Annotated in this window: 21 protein-coding genes and 1 pseudogene; 18 read left to right on the top strand and 4 right to left on the bottom strand. The window is 37.0% G+C overall.

Annotated elements, in window-relative coordinates:
• Window positions 1-10 precede the first annotated feature (10 nt).
• Window positions 11-718: a YebC/PmpR family DNA-binding transcriptional regulator gene (locus CYP51_RS07630; RefSeq protein ID WP_021087573.1), complete on the bottom strand. Its 708-nt coding sequence runs from the start codon at window positions 716-718 to the stop codon at window positions 11-13.
• Window positions 719-869: 151 nt separating this feature from the next.
• Here CYP51_RS07630 and CYP51_RS07625 point away from each other — a divergent pair, with 151 nt between their 5' ends.
• From CYP51_RS07625 to CYP51_RS07610, 4 genes are read left to right on the top strand one after another with little or no spacing between them, the layout of a single operon-like run.
• Window positions 870-1424, top strand: a complete 555-nt coding sequence (locus tag CYP51_RS07625) for a GNAT family N-acetyltransferase (RefSeq protein ID WP_103624985.1) — start codon at window positions 870-872, stop codon at window positions 1422-1424.
• The gene (locus CYP51_RS07620) at window positions 1421-1624 is read left to right on the top strand and encodes a heavy-metal-associated domain-containing protein (RefSeq protein ID WP_103624984.1); all 204 of its coding nucleotides are present in this window, start codon (window positions 1421-1423) and stop codon (window positions 1622-1624) included. The genes CYP51_RS07625 and CYP51_RS07620 overlap by 4 nt, the downstream gene beginning before the upstream one ends.
• Window position 1625: 1 nt before the next feature.
• Window positions 1626-3803 carry a heavy metal translocating P-type ATPase gene (locus tag CYP51_RS07615; protein WP_103624983.1) on the top strand — a complete coding sequence of 726 codons (2178 nt, stop codon included), beginning with the start codon at window positions 1626-1628 and terminating at the stop codon, window positions 3801-3803.
• 3 nt (window positions 3804-3806) lie between these two features.
• Window positions 3807-4346, top strand: coding sequence for an oxidoreductase (locus CYP51_RS07610; RefSeq protein WP_103624982.1), 540 nt, complete (start codon window positions 3807-3809; stop codon window positions 4344-4346).
• Between the two features lie 2 nt (window positions 4347-4348).
• On the opposite strand, the gene CYP51_RS07605 is transcribed toward CYP51_RS07610, so the two are convergent.
• Window positions 4349-4738 (bottom strand): hypothetical protein, encoded by a 390-nt coding sequence (locus CYP51_RS07605; protein WP_103624981.1) that lies wholly within the window; start codon window positions 4736-4738, stop codon window positions 4349-4351.
• Between the two features lie 204 nt (window positions 4739-4942).
• Here CYP51_RS07605 and argH point away from each other — a divergent pair, with 204 nt between their 5' ends.
• The 3 genes and pseudogenes from argH (at window position 4943) to CYP51_RS10295 (ending at window position 7472) form a co-directional block, all read left to right on the top strand.
• On the top strand, window positions 4943-6343 hold the full coding sequence (argH, locus tag CYP51_RS07600) for an argininosuccinate lyase (protein WP_103624980.1): 1401 nt from the start codon (window positions 4943-4945) through the stop codon (window positions 6341-6343).
• Between the two features lie 457 nt (window positions 6344-6800).
• Window positions 6801-7079, top strand: a pseudogene (locus tag CYP51_RS10300) (methyl-accepting chemotaxis protein); the annotation flags it as partial.
• 84 nt (window positions 7080-7163) lie between these two features.
• On the top strand, window positions 7164-7472 hold the full coding sequence (locus tag CYP51_RS10295; RefSeq protein WP_374048490.1) for a CZB domain-containing protein: 309 nt from the start codon (window positions 7164-7166) through the stop codon (window positions 7470-7472).
• Between the two features lie 40 nt (window positions 7473-7512).
• Here the strand turns inward: CYP51_RS10295 and CYP51_RS07590 are convergent, their stop codons facing one another.
• Window positions 7513-7866 carry a histidine triad nucleotide-binding protein gene (locus tag CYP51_RS07590; RefSeq protein ID WP_072594719.1) on the bottom strand — a complete coding sequence of 118 codons (354 nt, stop codon included), beginning with the start codon at window positions 7864-7866 and terminating at the stop codon, window positions 7513-7515.
• A gap of 118 nt (window positions 7867-7984) precedes the next feature.
• Between CYP51_RS07590 and pheS the strand changes: the two genes are divergently transcribed.
• From pheS to efp, 8 genes are all read left to right on the top strand, one after another.
• A complete protein-coding gene (gene pheS, locus CYP51_RS07585) occupies window positions 7985-8980 on the top strand; it encodes a phenylalanine--tRNA ligase subunit alpha (RefSeq protein ID WP_103624978.1) in 996 nt (331 codons plus the stop codon).
• Window positions 8977-11313, top strand: a complete 2337-nt coding sequence (pheT, locus tag CYP51_RS07580; protein WP_103624977.1) for a phenylalanine--tRNA ligase subunit beta — start codon at window positions 8977-8979, stop codon at window positions 11311-11313. The genes pheS and pheT overlap by 4 nt, the downstream gene beginning before the upstream one ends.
• A complete protein-coding gene (aroA, locus tag CYP51_RS07575) occupies window positions 11310-12596 on the top strand; it encodes a 3-phosphoshikimate 1-carboxyvinyltransferase (RefSeq protein WP_103624976.1) in 1287 nt (428 codons plus the stop codon). The genes pheT and aroA overlap by 4 nt, the downstream gene beginning before the upstream one ends.
• The gene (locus CYP51_RS07570) at window positions 12577-13401 is read left to right on the top strand and encodes a 4-hydroxy-3-methylbut-2-enyl diphosphate reductase (RefSeq protein ID WP_103624975.1); all 825 of its coding nucleotides are present in this window, start codon (window positions 12577-12579) and stop codon (window positions 13399-13401) included. The genes aroA and CYP51_RS07570 overlap by 20 nt, the downstream gene beginning before the upstream one ends.
• Window positions 13402-13481: 80 nt before the next feature.
• A complete protein-coding gene (locus CYP51_RS07565; protein WP_103624974.1) occupies window positions 13482-15158 on the top strand; it encodes a 30S ribosomal protein S1 in 1677 nt (558 codons plus the stop codon).
• A gap of 5 nt (window positions 15159-15163) precedes the next feature.
• Complete coding sequence (locus CYP51_RS07560) at window positions 15164-15646, top strand: hypothetical protein (protein ID WP_103624973.1); 483 nt, start codon at window positions 15164-15166, stop codon at window positions 15644-15646.
• Window positions 15640-17220 (top strand): phosphoglycerate dehydrogenase, encoded by a 1581-nt coding sequence (serA, locus tag CYP51_RS07555; protein ID WP_258032828.1) that lies wholly within the window; start codon window positions 15640-15642, stop codon window positions 17218-17220. Before CYP51_RS07560 ends, serA begins: the two co-directional genes overlap by 7 nt.
• Window positions 17221-17239: 19 nt before the next feature.
• Window positions 17240-17806 (top strand): elongation factor P, encoded by a 567-nt coding sequence (gene efp, locus CYP51_RS07550; RefSeq protein WP_021090997.1) that lies wholly within the window; start codon window positions 17240-17242, stop codon window positions 17804-17806.
• A gap of 342 nt (window positions 17807-18148) precedes the next feature.
• Here the strand turns inward: efp and CYP51_RS07545 are convergent, their stop codons facing one another.
• The gene (locus CYP51_RS07545; protein WP_258032824.1) at window positions 18149-18406 is read right to left on the bottom strand and encodes a SelT/SelW/SelH family (seleno)protein; all 258 of its coding nucleotides are present in this window, start codon (window positions 18404-18406) and stop codon (window positions 18149-18151) included.
• A gap of 83 nt (window positions 18407-18489) precedes the next feature.
• Between CYP51_RS07545 and CYP51_RS07540 the strand changes: the two genes are divergently transcribed.
• The 3 genes from CYP51_RS07540 (at window position 18490) to CYP51_RS07530 (ending at window position 20366) form a co-directional block, all read left to right on the top strand.
• Window positions 18490-19041: a DJ-1 family glyoxalase III gene (locus tag CYP51_RS07540; protein WP_103624971.1), complete on the top strand. Its 552-nt coding sequence runs from the start codon at window positions 18490-18492 to the stop codon at window positions 19039-19041.
• A 223-nt stretch (window positions 19042-19264) separates the two neighbouring features.
• Window positions 19265-19510 carry an RNA recognition motif domain-containing protein gene (locus CYP51_RS07535; protein ID WP_009294719.1) on the top strand — a complete coding sequence of 82 codons (246 nt, stop codon included), beginning with the start codon at window positions 19265-19267 and terminating at the stop codon, window positions 19508-19510.
• Window positions 19488-20366 (top strand): glutamate--tRNA ligase family protein, encoded by an 879-nt coding sequence (locus CYP51_RS07530; RefSeq protein WP_103624970.1) that lies wholly within the window; start codon window positions 19488-19490, stop codon window positions 20364-20366. The genes CYP51_RS07535 and CYP51_RS07530 overlap by 23 nt, the downstream gene beginning before the upstream one ends.
• Window positions 20367-20387 lie beyond the last annotated feature (21 nt).

Genomic DNA, 20387 nt, shown 5'->3' with positions numbered 1-20387 from the left:
TTGCTCCTTTTTACTCGATATTTGTATAAACTGCTTGGACGTCATCGTCGTCTTCTAGCTTGTCAAGAAGCCTCTCAATCTCAAGCATTTGCTCTTCATCTAGGCTCACGGTTTGATTTGGCAAGTACTGAAGTGAAGCTTTTTTAACTACTAAATTTAACTTCTCTATCCCTTCATGCAGCGTGCCAAAATTTGCGTAATCACCATAAACAAATAGTGCGTTTTCGTCTTCTTCGATGTCACTTAGTCCATAATCAATCAGCTCAAGCTCAATCTCTTCGATATCTGCGCTTGGTTTTTCAAGCTCAAAAACGCTCTTTCTTGTAAACATAAAGCTAAGGCTGCCACTTGGCAAAATTTCTCCGCCATTTTTGCTAAATATCGCTTTTACATTTGCAACTGTTCTTGTTGGGTTGTCAGTAGCGCACTCGACGATGATTTGCACGCCGTGAGCTGCTTTGCCGTCGTAAAAGATAGTCTTGATATCAGCGCTATCTTTGCCATTTGCTCTTTTTATAGCTGCATCGATGTTATCTTTTGGCATATTTTCAGCTTTTGCCGCTGCGATAGCTGCACGAAGTTTTGGGTTCATATCCGGATCACATCCGCCATCTTTTGCCGCTACTGTTATAGCCTTTGCAAGTTTTGGAAATACCTTGCTCATCTTATCCCATCTAGCTTCTTTTGCTGCTCTTCGGTACTCAAATGCTCGTCCCATAAATATCCTTAAATAAATTTTTTACGGATTATAACTAAAAAAATTTTATACTTTTTTAAAACATTTTTAGTTTGCCTGCTAAAGCGCCTGATTTGCAAATTTGAAAATAATATTTGGTAAAAATTTAAGCTAAAGGCATATAATCATACTCATGATAAAAAATGCTCAAAAACAAGATGCAAAAAGCTGCATAAAACTACTAAATTTAGCGATGGAGGATATCGCCTACAAGCTAAGTGGCTACGACGATCCTATTAAAAGTAATGAAATTTTAGAAATTTTTTTCAAAAGTGAGACAAATAGACTTAGCTATAAAAATGTCTTTGTTTATAAAAATAACGAGGAAATTATCGCAGCGATGTGTGCTTACTTTGGTGGCGATGCAGCAATGCTTGATAGAGAAATTTCACAGCATCTAAAAGCTCTTGGCAAAGATGACAAGGTAGAAAAAGAGTGTTTTGATGATGAGTTTTATATAGATAGTATCGCTGTTGATGAAAATTTTAGAGGCCAAGGGCTTGCAAAAGAGCTCATAAGGCATTCATTTGTCAAGGCAAAAGAGCTAGGGCATAAAAAGGTTTCATTGATAGTAGATACAAATAAGCCAAAAGTTCGTAAATTTTACGAGAGTTTGGGCTTTAAATTTAATGTCAAGAAAATTATAAATTTACATGAATACGACCATATGATAAAGGAGATAATATGAAAACATTTGAAGCAAACAATATCCACTGCCAAAACTGCGCAAACACTATAAAAAACGCACTTGAAGATGACTTTGGCGAGATAAAAGTCGATCTTAGCAAAGAGCCAAGACAAGTAAGCGTCGATATAAAAGATGGCGATGTAGAGAAATTTAAATCAGAAATGGCTGATCTTGGATTTGACGTTATAAAGGAACTTTGATATGCCTTTAAAAGTCAAACTAAATATAGCTGGAATGAGCTGCGTAAATTGCTCAAACGCTATCGAGAAAGTTTCTAAAAAGATAGATGGGGTGCTTGAAGCAAATGTAAATTTTGCAAATGCAAGCGGCGAATTTGTCCTAAAAGACGCTAGCGTGCGTGAAGTTTTAGAGCAAAAGATAAAGAAGCTTGGCTATTTTGTGGCGACAAATATTGATGAATTTGAAGCCAAAAGAGACGAGCATATAACTGCGATCAGAAATAAATTTATATTTGCATTTCTAGCGAGCATGGTCATCATGGCGCTTGAGATGTTTGTAAGGCCTAGCGTGGTTGTAAATTTAGCCATTTTAGCGCTTGGCTTTTTGGTGCTAGCTTTTAGTGGCAAAGACTTCTTTGCTCACGCCATAGAGGCTGTTAAAAACAAAAACTACGATATGAACGTGCTTGTAGCTCTTGGAAGCGGCAGTGCATTTTTATACTCGCTTTTTGTTGTGATCTTTTCAGATTTCATCCCAGATGATCTAAAAAATGTCTATGTCTCGGGCGCAGCGATGATAATAGCCTTTGTTTTGCTAGGTAAGTATCTTGAAGAGCGCTCAAAGGCAAAGGCAGGCGACTACCTAAAGACGCTACTTAAAATTTCGCCAAAGACCGCCTTTTTGGTCATGCCAGATGGACATAGTAAAGAGGTAAATGTAAATGAGCTAAAAGTAGGCGACATCGTCATCGTAAAAAATGGCTACAACATTCCAAGTGATGGCGTGATAGTTCAAGGTGGCGCTGAGATAGATGCTTCTATGCTTACAGGAGAGAGCTTGCCAGTTTATAAAGAGGTGGGAGATGGCGTATTTGCCGGCACTCTAAACACAAATGGCTACATAAGCGTCAAGGTGACAAAGAGCTCTTACGAGAGCTTGCTATCTCAAATTTTAAACCTACTAAGCGACGCTAGCTCTAAAAAGATGCCTATCGGACGGCTGGCTGACAAGATAGCAAACATCTTTGTGCCAAGTGTCGTGGCGATCTCAGTTCTTACATTTTTAATATGGATAATTTTTAGTGGAAATTTCGCCTATGCGATCTCTAGCGCGATCTGCGTTTTAATAATCTCATGTCCATGCGCTCTTGGACTTGCTACGCCAATAGCAATAGTAAGCTCGCTTGCACGTGGTGCAAAAGCTGGAATTTTAGTAAAAAATCCAGAAGTTTTAGAGCTAATAAAAGATGCTAAATTCGTAGCATTTGACAAAACAGGCACACTTAGTAAAGGGCAAATCAGCGTCAAAAGCTCAAATTTAAGCGAGCAAGATTTAGCTCTTATCGCTTCTGCTGAAAATTTAAGTGAGCATCTCATCTCAAAAGCTATCGTTAGATATGCAAAACAAAAATGTATAGATTTACAAAAGCTAAATGGAAAATTTCAAAATGTTGTCGGGCAAGGCATCATCTATGAGGATGAGAATAATCAGATAATAATCGGAAACGAAAAGCTGCTTTTGGCAAATGAAGTGAGTTTAAATCCGGATGAAAGTAACGCTATAAAAGAGGCTACAAACGATGAAAGCGGCGTCATACTTTGTGCTATAAATAAAAAATTTGTTGGTTTTTTAACGCTTAGTGATGAGCTAAAAGACGAGGCAAGTGATGTTATAAACGAGCTTACAAGTCTAAATTTACAAAGTGTGATCCTTTCAGGCGATGATGAGAAGGTGGTTGCAAGTATTGCCAAGAAGCTAAATGTGAGTAAATATCACGCAAGTATGCTGCCTGAAGATAAATTTAATGAGATAAAAGAGCTTACAAATCATGGTGGCGTTATCTTTGTTGGAGATGGCGTAAACGACTCACCATCACTTAAAGAGGCAAGTGTTGGTATCGCTATGAACTCGGGCTCAGATATAGCAAAAGGTGCTGGAGATATCGTGCTTATTAAAAATGATTTGCGTGGAGTGACTGGACTAGTTAGATTAGCAAATGCTACTATGGCAAATATAAAAGAAAATTTATTTTGGGCATTTATGTATAACGCGATTTGTATCCCAGTGGCTGCAGGCGTGCTCTACCCGGTCTTTGGGCTACTTTTAAGCCCAGTTTATGGCTCAATGGCGATGTGTCTTAGCTCTGTTACTGTCGTTTTAAACGCACTTAGACTTAGATATCTACGACTTAAGGATTAAAATTTGAAACTTGGAGAACTTTATAGCGTTGTAGCGGCTGCGCTTGCTGCAAATTTTAGTGGCATTTTGGATGTTTCATCTTTTATGCGTATCAAAAAGACAAATGCGTGGATAACGCAGACTAATAGCGAAGCAAATAAAAAAGGCAATGAGCTTTATACCAAATTTATCAAAGATGAAAGTAGTGCTGCTTTATGTGACGATTTTGTCATTTTAAAGTCAAAATTTGAGGCAAGTTACTATTTTTCGTCTGCAAAAGATGATCTAGCTCAATTTTATAAGGCTATAAATTTTCAGCCAAAGATGGGCGAGGTTGATAGCATCTCAAATCAGCTAATTTTAATAGCAAATATTTTAAAAAGCGAAGCATCTAATGAGTCTATGAAACTTCTTGCAGCTTTTAGTGTCTCATTTTTCTTGCCTTATGCTAAACAGCTTTCAAGAGATATCCAAAAAGACGCAACTAGCAATTTTTATAAATCAATGGGATATTTTTTAGAGGATTTTTGCTTAGTTTTAGAAACTATTATTGGTAAGGCTTAGTTTTAAGCCTGTGCCATTTCTATCATTTGAGTTTTAATATTTAAAATGTTATTTTGAATGGCTGACTGCTCTAAATTTAAGTAATGAAGCATTTGCATAGAGTTACGATCTTTTAGGCTTTGGATGCTTGAAATTTGATGCGAAATATCTAGCTTTTGATCTTGTAATTTTTCTAAGTCTTTTTGTAACTGTATGGCACTTGCTTTATTAATAATTATAGAGGAAATTTTAGCATCTTCTCTTTGTTCTACATGTACTTCATTGCTTCTAATAATATCTTTCTTGTCATAGCCAGAAGATACTAACATGCTTGTTTTTGAGCTATTTGAAGAGATAGATGTATAGCCATCATGATAGAAAATATTTGAGTTCATGTTCGCATCTATTTGCATATCATCCTTCCTCTTATAGATTATTTTTATTTTAAACTATCTCAATAGAAAATTAAAATAGTTTTTAAAAAGTTATATTTTGAATTATATTTCTATATCCTTAAAGATAAATTATATTTATAACTTTTTTGCAACTTTATAGTTAAAATACCCAGTTAAGTGCTATTTTGTTAAAATCACGCAAAACTAATTAAAGGTAAAGCTATGAAAGAAGAGAGAAACGCACATAAAAAGATGTGGGAGGGTAGATTTAGCGAGGCTAGCTCGAAGCTACTTGAGGAATTTAATGCCTCTATAAATTTTGATAAAAATCTTTTTGAAGAAGATATTGCCGGGAGTAAGGCTCACGCAAAGATGCTTGGAATTTGTGGAATTTTGAAAAAAGATGAGCCAGAGGCGATTATAAGGGGGCTTGATGAGGTTTTGGCTGAGATAAGAGCTGGTAAATTTACTTTTAAGATAGAGGATGAAGATATACATATGGCAGTTGAGAAGCGCCTTAGCCAGATCATCGGCGCCGAGCTTGGTGGCAGACTGCACACAGCTAGAAGTAGAAATGACCAAGTTGCCCTTGATTTTAAATTTTACGTATTGAAGAAAAATTTAGAAATTTCTTCATGTATAAAAGAGCTTATCGCCACACTTACAAATTTGGCAAAAAACCACAAAGATACGCTAATGCCAGGCTACACACATCTTCAACACGCTCAGCCAGTAAGCCTTAGCTATCACTTGCTAGCATATGCATTTATGTTTAAAAGAGATTTCGAGCGTTTTGTTAGCTCATATGAGCGAAACAACCTAAGTCCGCTTGGTTCAGCAGCCCTTGCAGGCACTCCTCATAAGATAGATAGAACTATCGTTGCAAGTGAGCTTGGCTTTGTAGGTTGCACGCAAAATGCGATGGATAGCGTGAGTGACCGCGACTTTGCGCTTGAGATTTTATTTAACATTAGCGTTTTCATGACGCACGCTTCTAGGCTTTGCGAGGAGCTCATACTTTGGAGTTCGCAAGAATTTGGCTTTGTAAGCATCAGTGACGCTTATAGCACAGGCAGCTCAATCATGCCACAGAAGAAAAACCCTGATGTTGCCGAACTCATACGCGGTAAAACTGGACGCGTAAATGGAAATTTAGTAGCACTGCTAACTACGATGAAAGGTCTGCCACTTGCTTATAATAAAGATATGCAAGAAGATAAAGAGGGTGTTTTTGACAGCGTCTCAACCATTTTAAGCTCGGCTACTATCCTAAACGAGATGATAAAAACAGCTAAATTTAATAAAAAAAATATGCTAAAAGCAACAAAAACCGGGCATCTAAGTGCCACTGATCTGGCTGATTATCTAGTGCGTGAAAAAAATATTCCATTTAGAACAGCACATTTTATTACAGGTAAAGCTGTTGCAAAGGCTGAAAGTTTAGGACTTGATTTGAGTGAATTAAATGAAGAGCAGCTAAAAAGTGTCGATGAAAATTTAGATGAAAATGCTATTAAATTTCTAGATCTTCACGCTTCAAAAGAGGCTCGCAATTCAAAAGGCGGCACGGCAAATAAAAGCGTTGAAGAGCAAATTAAAATTTTAGACGATTGGCTTAAGTAAAAAGAGTTATAATTACGCGTAATTTACAAATTTTAAAGGATGAAAAATGTTTTTTGATGGCAAGAATAAAGAGCTTTCTAGTAAAAATGAAGCTTTAGAGAGAGAAAATGAAGCTTTAAAGGCTGAAATTTTAACACTTAAAGAGGAGCTAAAAAACGTTAAAACTTGTGAGCCAAAAGAGCAAGCTAAGGATAAGCAAGAGGCTGTAAATTTATTGCTTTCAAGTTATCAAGATGGTATAAATTTCTTGCAATTAACAATGGAAGAAAATCTAAAAATGCTTGAAAGTATAAATGGACTAAATGAAAAAACTTTCAAAGAGACGGGCGAACTCAAGTCCCAAACGGCTGAAATTTTAAACTCGATCGAGCAAGTAAGCCAGATGAGCAATGACCTTTCAAATGACGCTTCTTCGCTTAATGGAAGCGTAAATTCGATTGCTGAGATTATAAATTTAATTAAAGACATCTCAGATCAGACAAATTTGCTAGCTCTAAATGCTGCGATCGAGGCGGCCCGTGCTGGTGAGCATGGACGAGGTTTTGCAGTCGTGGCAGATGAGGTTAGAAAGCTTGCTGAGCGTACTCAAAAAGCGACACTTGAAGTAGAAGTGAATATAAATGGCCTTAAGCAAAGTGCGAATACGATGATCGAAATGAGTGAGAATTTCTCAAAAATTTCTGCAAATGCTATGAAGATTTTAGGTGGATTTGAAGGAAATATCTCAAGCGTAAACGCAAATACGCAAAATATCCTAAATCAGGCTTTAAATGTTACAAATGAAGTCTATGTAAGCAATGGAAAAATAGATCATATAAATATGAAGCTAAATGGATATAGAGGCGTACTTTTAAATGAGTTTAATAAGATTCAAGATGTTCATGAGTGTAGATTTGGCAAATGGTATGAAAAAGATGTGAAAAATACTCTTGTAAAAGATGCCAAAATTCTCTCAAGTATCGCAGCTCATCATGAAAATGTTCATCATGGACTAGAAAAAGCGATGGTTATTTTTGCTGATAAAGACAAAGGAAATCTACCTGGCGTTGAAATATTAAAAGATGTCGAAAACTCAAGTAAAGTAGGTTTTGAAGAGTTGCTTGAAGCTATTAAGTCTGCAAGAAAATAAAATTTTAGACTCATGCTTTGAGTCTAAAATTTAGAAGTTATTAAAATGTGCTTTGTGGATCAGCTACGCCTTCGCTCCAGCCAAGCTTAGCTCCACCAAGCAGGTGAAAATGTAGATGCATAACTTCTTGACCGCCGTTTTCACCGCAGTTTGTTATAAGGCGGTATCCGCTCTTATCAACGCCCATTAAGGTCGCCACTTCTTGGATAAATTTTGTCATCTCTCCCATTAAAATCGGATCCATCTCTTGGAAATTTTTATAGTGTTTTTTTGGGATGATTAGGATGTGGATCGGCGCTTTTGGATTAATGTCGTTAAAAGCTAGAAATTTCTCGCTTTCAAGCACTTTGTTGCAAGGGATTTCACCAGCTACGATCTTTTCAAATATGGTCATTTTAGCTCCTTTGAAATTTTGCAAAATTATATCAAAGTGTGCTTAAATTTCGTGCTCTTTATCTTGATTTTAACTCTTTTTCTATAAAATCGACTCAAAAATTTATAAAGGCAAAAAATTGCAAGATTTCGTTAATAAAATCAAAAATGAAATTTCAACGCTTGATGATTTGGAAAAAGTCAGGGTAGAAATTTTTGGCAAAAAGGGCATCTTGGCGCAAGGCTTTGCAAAGCTAAAAGAGCTTGGCGAGGACGAGAAAAAGGAATTTGCAGCAAATTTAAATAAGCAAAGAGATGAGCTTGGCGCGCTAATAGAAGCTAAAAAGGCTGAGCTTAGCGAGCAAGAGATAGATAACAAGATGAAAAAAGAAGCCGCTGATATCACGCTATTTAATGAGCCTATTGCTAGCGGGGCACTTCATCCTGTGATGGCTACGATGGATAAGATAATTGAATACTTTTTAGCTCTAAATTTCTCGCTCGAGACTGGACCACTAATAGAAGATGATTTTCACAACTTTGAGGCGCTAAATTTACCAAAATATCACCCAGCAAGAGATATGCAAGATACATTTTATCTAGATGATTTTAGACTTTTAAGGACGCATACGAGCCCAGTTCAGGTGCGAACTATGCTAAATCAAAAGCCACCTATTCGCATGATAGCGCCAGGCACCGTCTTTAGACGCGATATGGATTTAACGCATACACCGATGTTTCACCAGGTCGAGGCCCTTGTGGTGGAGGATGCTGAGAAAGTTAGCTTTGCAAATTTAAAATCAATGCTAGAAGGCTTTTTAAAGCACATGTTTGGCGATGTTGAAGTGCGTTTTCGCCCTAGCTTTTTCCCATTTACGGAGCCTAGCGCAGAGGTTGATATCAGTTGTATATTCTGCCACGGCAAGGGCTGCAGAGTATGCAAGCAGACTACTTGGCTTGAGGTACTTGGATGCGGAGTCGTTGATCCAAATGTATTTAAGGCGGTTGGCTATAAAAATGTAAGTGGATATGCCTTTGGCCTTGGCGTTGAGAGATTTGCAATGTTGCTTCATAGAGTGCCTGATCTAAGGTCGCTTTTTGAGGGAGATTTAAGATTGTTGGAGCAGTTTAAATGATAATTTCAAAGCATTGGTTAAACGAGTGGATCGACCTTAGCGAGGTTAGTGGCGAGACACTTTCAAAGACATTAAATTCTATTGGGCTAGAGGTTGATAGTTATAAAGAGATAAATTTGCCAAAGAGTATCGTGGTTGGCTACATAAAAAGTAGAGAAAAGCACCCAGATGCCGATAAGCTAAGCGTTTGTCAAGTGGATGTTGGTGGAGAGACGCTTCAGATCGTGTGTGGGGCTAAAAACGTTGAAGCTGGCCAGTTTGTGCCAGTTGCACTTATTGGCACGACTATGCCAAATGGTCTTGAGATAAAAAAAGCAAAGCTAAGAGGTATCGAGTCAAGTGGCATGATCTGCTCTTCAAGTGAGCTGGGACTTCCAAAGGTAAACGATGGAATTTTACCACTTGATGAGAGCATCGGCAAGCTAAAACTTGGTACAAGTCTTAGCGAATTTGAGATATTTAAAGATACGATAATCGAAGTTGATGTCACAGCAAACAGAGGCGATTGCCAAAATTTACATGGCATCGCAAGAGAAATTTGTACAGCGCTTGATCTAAATATGAAAGATAGTCACGAAGACGATGAGAGCGAAAATTTACTAGGTATTGGCAGAATAGCTTCTGTGCGAGCAGAGGATAAAGTAAGTGGGTCATTTTTGTATAAGGCTTTTGAGCTAAAAGAGGGACTATATGAAAATCTAATAACTCGCATGCGTCTAGCATTAATAGAGTGTCAAAAGACAAATTTAGTTGAGAGACTGCTTGAATACGCGACATTTTGCACGGGTGTTTTATTTAGGGCTTATGATCACGCTAAACTTGTAAGTGAAGGCGAAAAGGCTGTTTTTGATATAAAAAATGGCGAAAATGGCGAATGTGTCGTTTATTGCGAGGATAAAAATTTAGGCATTGCTGGAATTTACCAAAGTGACGTAGCAAGGGTAGATGAGAAGTCAAAAGTGATCCTAGTAGAAGCTAGCTATGTAAAGCCAGATGTAGTTTCAAAAGCTATTTTTGAAAATAAAAATTTACCAAAGGGTGATCAAATTTATCGCTCAAGTCGTGGTAGCGAGCCAAATTTAGCTTATGGAGCGGATTATTTATTTAAAAGACTTGCTAGTTTTAAAGATGCTCTAAATCTCTTTGCTGGCTCACAGCAGTCGCTTTTAAACACCGAGCCTATAACACTAAGTATCTCTCTTTTTGAGCTTAAAAATATGATCGGTCAAGATATTGCTAGAAATGACGTCGTTAAAATTTTAAAGAAACTTGGCTTTGAGATCGCAGTAAATGTTGAGCAAGAAAGCTTTAATGTAAAAGTGCCGTTATTTCGCCACGATATAGTAAATTCTCACGATGTTTGTGAGGAGATCGTAAGGATAGTAGGCATAGACAATATCGCCTCAAAACCACTAAATTTCTCTGAGAAAAATAGGCTAAATAAGACATATTTTGACTATAAAAACGCCCTAAATTTAAGACGCCGTGCAGCTGATAATGGCTTTTTTGAAAGTGTGCACTATGTCTTTGATAGTGAGGACGAGCTTAGCGAGCTAAATTTTAAGCCATGCAAAGTCAAGATACTAAATCCTATAAATAATGAGTTAAACACGCTTAGACCGACACTTGTTAATCACCTTCTAAGCTCAAGCGAGAAAAATATCAAAAACTCGAAACGCTCAGTTAGACTTTTTGAGCTTGGAGAAATTTTTGATGAAAATGCAAATCGGGGCTTAAATTTAGGCTTTGTTGTGTCTGGACTTTTAAAAGAGCCAACACTGATAAACGGTGCAAAAGGCGAGGAGGCAAATTTCTATGCATTTGCATCGATGGTGCAAAATGTCATAGGTAAATTTGAGCTAAAGCCTTGCCAGGGTATCTCATATCTTAGCCCATACGAACAAGCACACATCTATCAAAATGGCGAAAATATCGGATATATTGGTAGGATTGATGCAAGAGTAGAGGCAAAGAGAGATCTGCCAAGAACATATGTTTGCGAGATTGATTTTGCTAAGCTTAAATTTGAGCCAATTTTGGCAGTGCCTTACTCTAAATTTCAAAGTACAACAAGGGATCTTAGCCTTATTGTGCCTGAAAATTTCGAGGCTGGACAAATTTATGAGTGCATAAGAGGGCTAAATCTAAAAGAGCTAAAAGAATTTTTACCAGTTGATATCTACAAAGATGCAAAGCTAAATGGCTCGATCAGTCTTAGCCTTAAATTTACATTCCAAGATATGGAAAAAACACTCGAGGATGACGATATAAACGCACTTATGGATAAAATTTTAAGTGAGCTAAAAGAGAAACTAAATATCGGAATAAGATGAGAATTTATCCATTAGAAAAAAGTCTAAATTTAACTATTGACGACATCGCAGCGGATAAGTCCATCTCGCATAGATGCGCGATTTTTTCGCTTTTAAGTGATAAGCCTTCTCGCATTAGAAACTATCTAAGAGCAGGCGATACACTAAATACCTTAAAAATAGTCCAGCTTTTAGGTGCAAAAGTTGAGGACAATGGTTCTGAAATAGCGATCATGCCGCCACAAAAGATAAAAGAGCCAAATGAAATTTTAGAGTGTGGTAACTCTGGTACGGCGATGAGGCTTTTTATGGGGCTACTTGCTGCGCAGGAGGGCTTTTTCGTGCTAAGTGGTGATAGATATTTAAACTCACGTCCAATGGCTAGAATAGCAAAACCTCTAAATGATATGGGCGCAAAGATAGATGGTGTAAACAACGCAAATAACGCTCCGCTTTGCATAAGAGGGAGTAAATTTGAAAGATTTAGTTTTGAGGGCAAGATCGCCTCAGCTCAGGTAAAAAGTGCGCTTTTACTAGCGGCTCTTTACTCAAATGGCTGCAAATTTAGTGAGCCAGAGCTAAGTAGAGATCATACTGAGCGTATGCTTGCTGGTATGGGAGCTGATATAAAGCGTGACGACCTAGAGATCACTTTAGAGCCGATGAAAGCTCCACTTGCGCCACTTGATATAGACGTGCCAAATGATCCAAGTTCTGCATTTTTCTTTGCGGTCGCAGCACTTATCATTCCGGGCTCACACATTATTTTAAAAAATATTTTGCTAAATAAAACTCGCATCGAAGCTTATAAAATTCTAGAAAAAATGGGAGCTGAGATAAAATTTCACAAAACCTCAAGCAAATATGAAGATATCGGTGATATCGAGGTTAGATACTCGCCAAATTTAAAAGGCGTAGAGGTTAGTGAAAATATCTCGTGGCTCATCGATGAAGCCCCGGCTTTAGCCATTGCATTTGCCTGCGCTAAAGGCCAAAGTAAGCTGATAAATGCCAAAGAGCTTCGTGTAAAAGAGAGTGATAGGATAGCCGTCACGATAAATGCGTTAAAGCAGTGCGGCGTTGATGCTAGCGAGCTTGAAGATGGCTTTATCATAAATGGTTCAGAGGCTAAATTTGCCACGATCGATAGTCACGGAGATCATAGGATTGCGATGAGCTTTGCTGTGCTTGGACTAAAGTGCGGCATGCAGATAGAAAAGAGCGAATTTATCGCTACTTCGTTTCCAAATTTTGCTGAAATTTTAAAGAAAATGGGAGCTAGAGTTGAAGATCGAGCTTGCTAGTAGTTATGGCTTTTGCTTTGGCGTAAAAAGAGCGATAAAGATAGCTGAAAATGCTGGAGATGCCGCAACTATCGGCCCGCTCATCCATAACAACGAAGAGATAAGTAGGCTTGAAAAAAACTACAATGTAAAGACTCTTGAGGGTATAAATGAGCTAAAAGATGAGAAAAAAGCAATCATACGCACTCATGGCATTACTAAAAACGACCTAGCTGAGCTAAAAAAGACGGACATAAAAGTGATCGATGCAACTTGCCCATTTGTGACAAAACCACAACAAATTTGTGAAAAAATGAGTGAAGAGGGCTATGATGTGGTGATCTATGGCGACATGCACCACCCTGAGGTAAAAGGCGTGAAGTCATACGCTAAGGGCAACGTCTATGTTGTGCTTGAAGAGAGCGAGCTAGAGGGTATTAAATTTAAGCAAAAGGTCGCTCTTGTTAGCCAAACGACTAGAAAAGTTGAGAAATTTATGCAGATCGCAAATTATTTAATGCTTCATGTAAAAGAGGTGCGCGTTTTTAACACGATCTGCAACGCAACATTTGAAAACCAAGAGGCCGCTAAAAATTTAGCAAAAAGGGCTGACGTGATGATAATCATCGGCGGAAAAAACAGCTCAAACACAAAACAACTCTACCTAATATCTAAAAATTTCTGCGAAGATAGCTACCTTATTGAAAGCGAAGAAGAGCTTGAAAGATCATGGTTTGACGGTAAAAATTTGTGTGGTATAAGTGCGGGTGCTAGCACACCTGACTGGATCATACAAAAAGTTGTTGATAGAATCAAAAAAGTATAAAATTTATCCTAGCTAAAGCCACAATTAACTATAATAAGCCGATTTGCCTCTACTGGCATAATAAAATTTAAAGGATCAAGATGGCTGTGAACAAAAGTGTTCAATTAGGAAAAGCAAAAGACGAAGATATCGAAGATATTGATTTTGCTGCGATGTTAGAGGAGTCTTTTAAAAAGACTGAAGAAGATAGTGACGCAAAGATCGTCAGTATCAATGGCGATGAGGTTTTAATCGATGTTGGCAAGAAGTCAGAAGGTATTTTGAATCTTTCTGAAATCACTGACGCAAACGGCAACCTGACGCATAAAGTTGGCGATACGATCAAAGTTGTAATAACTGGATCAAGAAATGGAAGACCTATAGTGTCGCACAAAAAAGCACTTAGAAAAGAGAAAGTTAAAGCTTTCATAGAAGCTTACGATCCTGAAAATTCTGATGAAATCGAAGTAAAAGTAATCGGAAAAAATAAAGGTGGTTTTATCACTCAAGACGCAAATGGCGTAGAATTTTTCTTACCAAGAACACACAGCGGATTTAAAAACGCTGAGGGCGTAGTTGGAAAATCATACAAAGTAAGAGTTATAAAAGTCGATAAAGAAGAGAATAGCATCGTTGTCTCAAGAAAGAAAATTTTAGATGACGACCGCAAAAAACGCAAAGAAGCCCTATCAAGCATAGTAGAAAACGATAGCGTTATAGAGGGTACAGTTAAAAAGATCACAACTTATGGTATGTTTGTCGATGTTGGCGGCGTAGATGGACTTGTGCATTACAGCGAGATAAGCTACAAAGGCCCAGTAAATCCTAGCTCTTTATATAAAGAAGGCGATAAAGTTTTAGTTAAAGTTATCAGCTATGACAACGAAAAACGCCATCTATCTCTATCTATCAAGGCAGCTACCCCAGATCCTTGGGAAGAGATCATAAGCGATGGCCTAGAAGTTGGCGACACTATAAAAGTAACAGTTAGCAACATCGAGCCTTATGGCGCATTTGTCGATCTTGGAAATGATATTGAAGGTTTTTTACATATATCTGAAATTTCATGGGACAAAAATATCAAAAATCCAAAAGATCACATCAGCGAAGGTCAAGAGATCGATGTTGAGGTTATCGAAATAGACGCAAAAGGACATCGCTTAAGAGTGAGCCTTAAAAATTTACTTCCAAAGCCATTTGATGAATTTAAAGCAAAATTTAAAGAGGGCGACGTAGTAAAAGGCGTTGTAACAACTATCACAAATTTTGGTGCATTTGTTAGAGTAGGCTGCGTTGAGGGCTTGCTACACAATGAAGACGCTTCTTGGGATAGAAATGATAAGTGCAAAGATATGTTCAAGGCTGGTGACGAGCTAGAAGTAAAAATCATCAAAATAGACAGCGCTGAGCAAAAAATTTCTCTAAGCCTAAAAGATCTAAAACAAAGTCCAGTTCAAGCATTTGCTAATAAATTTAGTGTAGGCGACATCGTAAAAGGAACGATCCGTGACATTAAAGAGTTTGGCGTATTTGTTGAGCTTGGCGATAATGTCGATGCGCTAATCCGCAAAGAAGATCTAGGTAGTGTAGATGCTAGCACGTTAAAGATCGGCGATGAGATCGAGGCTGCTATCGCATTTATCGATGAGAAGAAAAATAGAATTCGCCTAAGCATACGCCGTTTAGCAAAACAAAAAGAGCGTGAAGTGTTAAATGAGATCAATGACAACGATGACAAAGTAACACTTGGCGACATTATAAAAGAACAATTACGCTAGTATAAATGGGCAGACGCGTACTTTTATTAGTAGTTGTCCTGCTATTTGTAATATTGGGATTGGTTGGAATTTCTCTTGTTAAATTTGCAAGTGTAAATTTCAGCCAGATACATGAAGAAAATATCACAAATGAGCAAAATTTAACCAAAAATACAACCAGCAATACTAGCTGGATGAGTGAACTAGCAACTATTAGAAAAAGAGATTATGTGCTGTCCGTAAATGAAATTTTTATAGAATACAACCGACCCAAAATAGAAAAACCAAAGATTACTGCATATGAGCTTTTGATAGATAAAAATGATATCTATTCAATGTTTTGTTTGATGCAGACTTTAAGAAAAAGCGAGGTCGATTTTACTGTTGTAAAAGATGGTGCAAAAAGCCAGATATTTTTAAATACTCAAGACTCTAAACTTCTACAAAATATCATTTTAGAACTAAGAGTTTATGATATCCACTCAAGTGTGAGAGAGGTAAAATTATGAAAACTATCATTGTTTGCGATGCGATACATCCAGTAGGTTTTGAACTTTTAAAAAAAGAGCAAGATATAAACGTAATAGATGCAGTTAATACTCCCAAAGATGAACTTTTAAAAATTTTAGGTGAGGCGGATGTTGCTATAACAAGAAGCTCAACTGAAGTAAACGAGGCCTTTTTAAACGCTGGTAAAAAACTAAAAGCTATTGTTAGAGCTGGTGTTGGTGTAGATAATGTCGATATAGAAGGGTGCTCAAGGCGTGGCATAATAGCTATGAACGTTCCAACTGCAAATACTATTGCAGCAGTTGAGCTAACAATGGCTCATATGCTAGCTTCAGCTAGATCTCTTGAATATGCTCATAATGATCTAAAGCTAGATAGAATTTGGAAGCGTGAGAAGTGGTATGGGGTTGAGCTTTTTAAGAAAAAGCTTGGTGTGATCGGCTTTGGCAATATTGGCTCAAGGGTAGCTGTTCGTGCAAAAGCTTTTGGTATGGAGATCATCGCTTATGATCCATATATTGACCCATCTAAAGTCATAGATATGGGCGGTACTTATACTAAAAATTTTGATGATATTTTAGCATGTGATTTTATCACGATACATACGCCAAAAACTAAAGAGACAACCAATATGATAGGCGCTAAAGAGATCGCAAAAATGAAAGATGGCGTAAGACTTATAAACTGCGCTAGAGGCGGTCTTTATAACGAAGAAGCGCTTTATGAAGGACTAAAAAGTGGCAAGATAGCATTTGCCGGTATTGATGTTTTTACAAAAGAGCCAGCAACTGATCATCCACTTCTTGATCTAAATAATGTAAGTGTCACCCCACACCTTGGAGCAAATACGCTTGAATCACAGCGAAATATCGCAGTAGAGGCGGTCGAGCAAGCTATTTTAGCAGCTCGCGGCATAAGCTATCCAAATGCGTTAAATTTACCTATAAAAACAGAAGATCTACCGCCATTTGTTGAGCCTTATATCGATCTTACAAGCAAGATGGCATTTCTTGCTGCACAGATCAATAAAAGCGCGATCAAGGCTATCCGCATAGAGACTCATGGGCAGATTAGCGAATATGCAAATTCAATGCTAACATTTGCAATCGTAGGAGCTTTAAAAGAGAGTCTTGGTGATGCGATAAATTATGTAAATGCTAAATTTTTATGCGATGAAAAAGGTATAGTGACCGAAACTAGCCTTGGTGGAGATAGCATTTTTAAAAATAAAATTACCGTTCGCTTAACTACTGAAAATGGCATTGTAACCGTTGGCGGAACGGTATTTGGTGAAAATCAGCAACGCATCGTAACGATAAATGGCTTTAAGACCGACTTTAAGCCAAAAGGTAAGATGATCATCTTTAAAAATCATGACGTGCCAGGCGTTATCGCTCAGATTAGTAAAATTTTGGCTGATGAAAAGATTAATATCGCAGACTTCCGCCTTGGTAGAGATGATCACAATATGGCACTTGCTGTCATCTTGGTTGATGAACATATAAAAGCAGAAACGTTAGAGAGACTAAACGCACTTGAAGCTTGCGTTTGGGCTCAATACGCAGTTATATAAAATTTTGAAAGGATAAAAAATGGCTTCATATTCAATGGGCGATCTAAAAAAGGGACTAAAGATCGAGATCGACGGCGTTCCTTATAAAATCGTAGAATATCAACACGTTAAACCGGGCAAAGGTGCAGCTTTTGTTCGTGCGAAAATCAAATCTTTTATCGACGGAAAAGTGCTTGAAAAAACTTTTCACGCAGGCGATAAATGCGAGCAACCACATCTTGAAGAAAAAGAGATGCAGTATCTTTATGATGATGGTGAGTATTGTCAGTTTATGGATACGGTTACTTATGAACAAGTTGCTATTAGCGATGAGGATGTGGGTGATGTTAAAAAATGGATGATCGATGGCATGATGGTTGAAATTTTATTTCACAATGGCAATGCGATCGGCGTTGAAGTGCCACAAGTAGTTGAGCTAAAGATAGTTGAGACCCCACCAAATTTCAAGGGTGATACACAAGGTGGTAAAAAGCCAGCTACTCTTGAGAGTGGTGCGGTAGTTCAGATACCATTTCACGTACTTGAGGGCGAGGTTATCCGTGTGGATACTGTTCGTGGCGAGTATATCGAGCGTGCAAATAAATAAAGCAGCTTAATCTTTCTTACTAAATTTGCGTTTAGTAAGCTCAATGCTTAGCTAAAGTCACTATTTAAAAAGTATTGGCTTTAGCAAAAACTTCATTTCTACATTGTAAAATTTCAAACAGTGTTAGCTTAGAATACACAAAATTTTTATATTTTATAAAAATCCAAATATAGCCAAATATCAGCTCATAAAATCTTCAAAAATCAAAAAAATATATAAAATAATGAAAATTCTTAGCGAGATAAGCAAATGTTTTAACTGTAAAATTTTATATTAGGATAGTAGAACCGTAAGTCAAAAATAGGGGAAAAACGAGACGGTTTCCCGTCTCGGTAGCTAGCATTAAGCTGACTTTTCTTTAAGATATTTATTTATAAGAGTTGTGATCTCTTCACCGTGAGGAAATCTCGCTTCATCATTTCCGATGCGATCTTTCTTAGAAAATATAACATCTCCATCAACCTCGACGATGAAATTTCCACCATCACCTATAGCTAGTTCAACTCTTGCATCACTAAAGTTCGTTTTTATTTCATCTTCTACACGAGAAGCTACCGGACGATAGTTTCAAGAGTTGCAGTAAATAATTTTTACTTGCATGCTCTGTCCTTTCTTGTGAAATAAGCCAAAATTATATAGAATTTTAATTAACAAACAGGCAATACTACTTCAAAGGAAAAGTCATGAAAAAAATAGCTGTGATTTTGGCTGACGGATTTGAGGAGATAGAGGCGCTAACTTCTGTTGATGTTTTGCGTAGAGCTGGAGCGATAGCTTCTATTGTCGGGCTAAATGATGTAAATATCAAGGGATGTCACAATATATACGTAAAAGCCGATGTGACACTTCGTGAAATGAGAGAGCTAGACTATGATGCGATCATCCTTCCTGGTGGACTCCCAGGAGCTAGCAATCTAGCAAACGATACAAGGCTCAAAGCAATTTTGCAAAATTTTGATAAAAGTAATAAGCTTATTTGTGCCATTTGTGCTGCTCCTATGGTGCTTGAGGGTGCTGGTGTACTAAAGGATCATTTTGTTTGTTATCCAGGATTTGAAGAAAATGTAAGAAGTAATAAAAGGGGCTATGATAACGGCAAGAGTGTATTGAAAGATAAAAATATTATTACAGCAAAAGGTCCTGCTTTTTCAATGGAATTTGCACTTTTTATAGTTAAAAATTTACTTGGCGATGAATCATATCTTAAAGTAAAGAATGATTTACTTTATAAATAGCTTATAAAGATAAAATAATTTTTTATTTAATTATTCTTTTTAAACTTAAGATTAGATTTTGTTTAGTGATAGTTATAAAAGTTCTATATATACGAGCTTGTAGCTTTTAAGAATATTTTTCAAAAAAATATAATAAATTTTTGATTTTTTACATCTTTTTGACGAAAATTAGCTATTATCACACTAACCGAATAAATCGGTAATTTTTTTAAGGAACACTCCTGTGAATATTTATGTAGGAAATTTGTCGTATAGAACGACAGAGGCAGAATTAAAGGAAGCCTTTGCACAATTCGGTGAAGTAAGGCGAGCAAAAATAGTAAAAGATAGAGAAACTGACCGTTCAAAAGGCTTTGGCTTTGTTGAAATGGACGATGCAAATGAGGGACAAAAAGCTATAGACGCACTAAATGAAAAAGAACTAGGCGGACGTACTTTAAGGGTAAATGAGGCCAGACCAAGGGATTAATGACTATTTGCCACCAAATGGTGGCATAGCATCCCGCATAGCTCCTACGCCTAGTGGGTTTTTGCATGCTGGCAATGCTTATAACTTCATCCTGACTTATCTTTTGACACGTTCGGCAAATGGCGTTTTGCACTTGCGTATTGATGATTATGATCTTAGTAGATACCGACAAGAATTTGTTCAAAATATCTTTGATGTTTTAGAATTTTTGGAGCTTGAATACGATAAAGGTCCAATTAGTGTAAGTGACTTTGAGCGTAATTTTAGCTTTAAAACGAGATCGCAAAGATATGAAAATGTGCTAAAAAAGCTTAATGAAATTTATATCTGTGAATGTTCAAGGACTACAAAAAATGCCTACATAAACGGCATTTACACTAAAATTTGTAAAAATAAAAATCTAAAATTTATAAAAGACAAGACCGCTATTAGACTAAGCGTGGATGAGGGTGATCCTCTTGGTAAGCTTGTGGCAGAGCAAATGGGCGATTTTGTGATTTACAAAAAAGATTTTACTCCTGCTTACAACTTTGCAAGCGTGATAGATGACGAGGATATGGGTATAAATTTGGTTGTTAGAGGTGAGGATTTAAAGGCTTGCACGCTAGCTCAAAGATACCTTGCAAAAAGGCTAAATTTTGGATTTTTTAATGCTAATTTTATTCATCATAAGCTACTTTTAAAAGATGTCAAAAAGCTCTCAAAAAGCTCAAAATCACCACCAATTAATCTAAAAGATAGCCCGCAAATTTATTACAAAATATTATCAAATGATCTTGGTTTAGATATAAAATCAGCAGACAAAATCCAAAATCTACTTTATGAGTTTAAGCTAAAAAATATTGCAAAATTTTAGCATTTGACTTGACTAAAAGGG

Origin of the sequence: Campylobacter concisus (assembly GCF_002912895.1) — a bacterium.
In the GTDB taxonomy this organism is placed as follows: domain Bacteria; phylum Campylobacterota; class Campylobacteria; order Campylobacterales; family Campylobacteraceae; genus Campylobacter_A; species Campylobacter_A concisus_G.
Note: the sequence above shows the minus strand (reverse complement) of the source record. Positions and strands in the feature narration are given on the sequence as shown.

Excerpts from the sequence above, each read along its gene's own strand:
- CYP51_RS07630 (WP_021087573.1), bottom strand. The coding sequence starts at position 718 with ATGGGACGAGCATTTGAGTACCGAAGAGCAGCAAAAGAAGCTAGATGG.
- CYP51_RS07625 (WP_103624985.1), top strand. The coding sequence starts at position 870 with ATGATAAAAAATGCTCAAAAACAAGATGCAAAAAGCTGCATAAAACTA.
- CYP51_RS07620 (WP_103624984.1), top strand. The coding sequence starts at position 1,421 with ATGAAAACATTTGAAGCAAACAATATCCACTGCCAAAACTGCGCAAAC.
- CYP51_RS07615 (WP_103624983.1), top strand. The coding sequence starts at position 1,626 with ATGCCTTTAAAAGTCAAACTAAATATAGCTGGAATGAGCTGCGTAAAT.
- CYP51_RS07605 (WP_103624981.1), bottom strand. The coding sequence starts at position 4,738 with ATGCAAATAGATGCGAACATGAACTCAAATATTTTCTATCATGATGGC.
- argH (WP_103624980.1), top strand. The coding sequence starts at position 4,943 with ATGAAAGAAGAGAGAAACGCACATAAAAAGATGTGGGAGGGTAGATTT.
- CYP51_RS10295 (WP_374048490.1), top strand. The coding sequence starts at position 7,164 with ATGAAGCTAAATGGATATAGAGGCGTACTTTTAAATGAGTTTAATAAG.
- CYP51_RS07590 (WP_072594719.1), bottom strand. The coding sequence starts at position 7,866 with ATGACCATATTTGAAAAGATCGTAGCTGGTGAAATCCCTTGCAACAAA.
- pheT (WP_103624977.1), top strand. The coding sequence starts at position 8,977 with ATGATAATTTCAAAGCATTGGTTAAACGAGTGGATCGACCTTAGCGAG.
- aroA (WP_103624976.1), top strand. The coding sequence starts at position 11,310 with ATGAGAATTTATCCATTAGAAAAAAGTCTAAATTTAACTATTGACGAC.
- CYP51_RS07565 (WP_103624974.1), top strand. The coding sequence starts at position 13,482 with ATGGCTGTGAACAAAAGTGTTCAATTAGGAAAAGCAAAAGACGAAGAT.
- CYP51_RS07560 (WP_103624973.1), top strand. The coding sequence starts at position 15,164 with ATGGGCAGACGCGTACTTTTATTAGTAGTTGTCCTGCTATTTGTAATA.
- efp (WP_021090997.1), top strand. The coding sequence starts at position 17,240 with ATGGCTTCATATTCAATGGGCGATCTAAAAAAGGGACTAAAGATCGAG.
- CYP51_RS07540 (WP_103624971.1), top strand. The coding sequence starts at position 18,490 with ATGAAAAAAATAGCTGTGATTTTGGCTGACGGATTTGAGGAGATAGAG.
- CYP51_RS07530 (WP_103624970.1), top strand. The coding sequence starts at position 19,488 with ATGAGGCCAGACCAAGGGATTAATGACTATTTGCCACCAAATGGTGGC.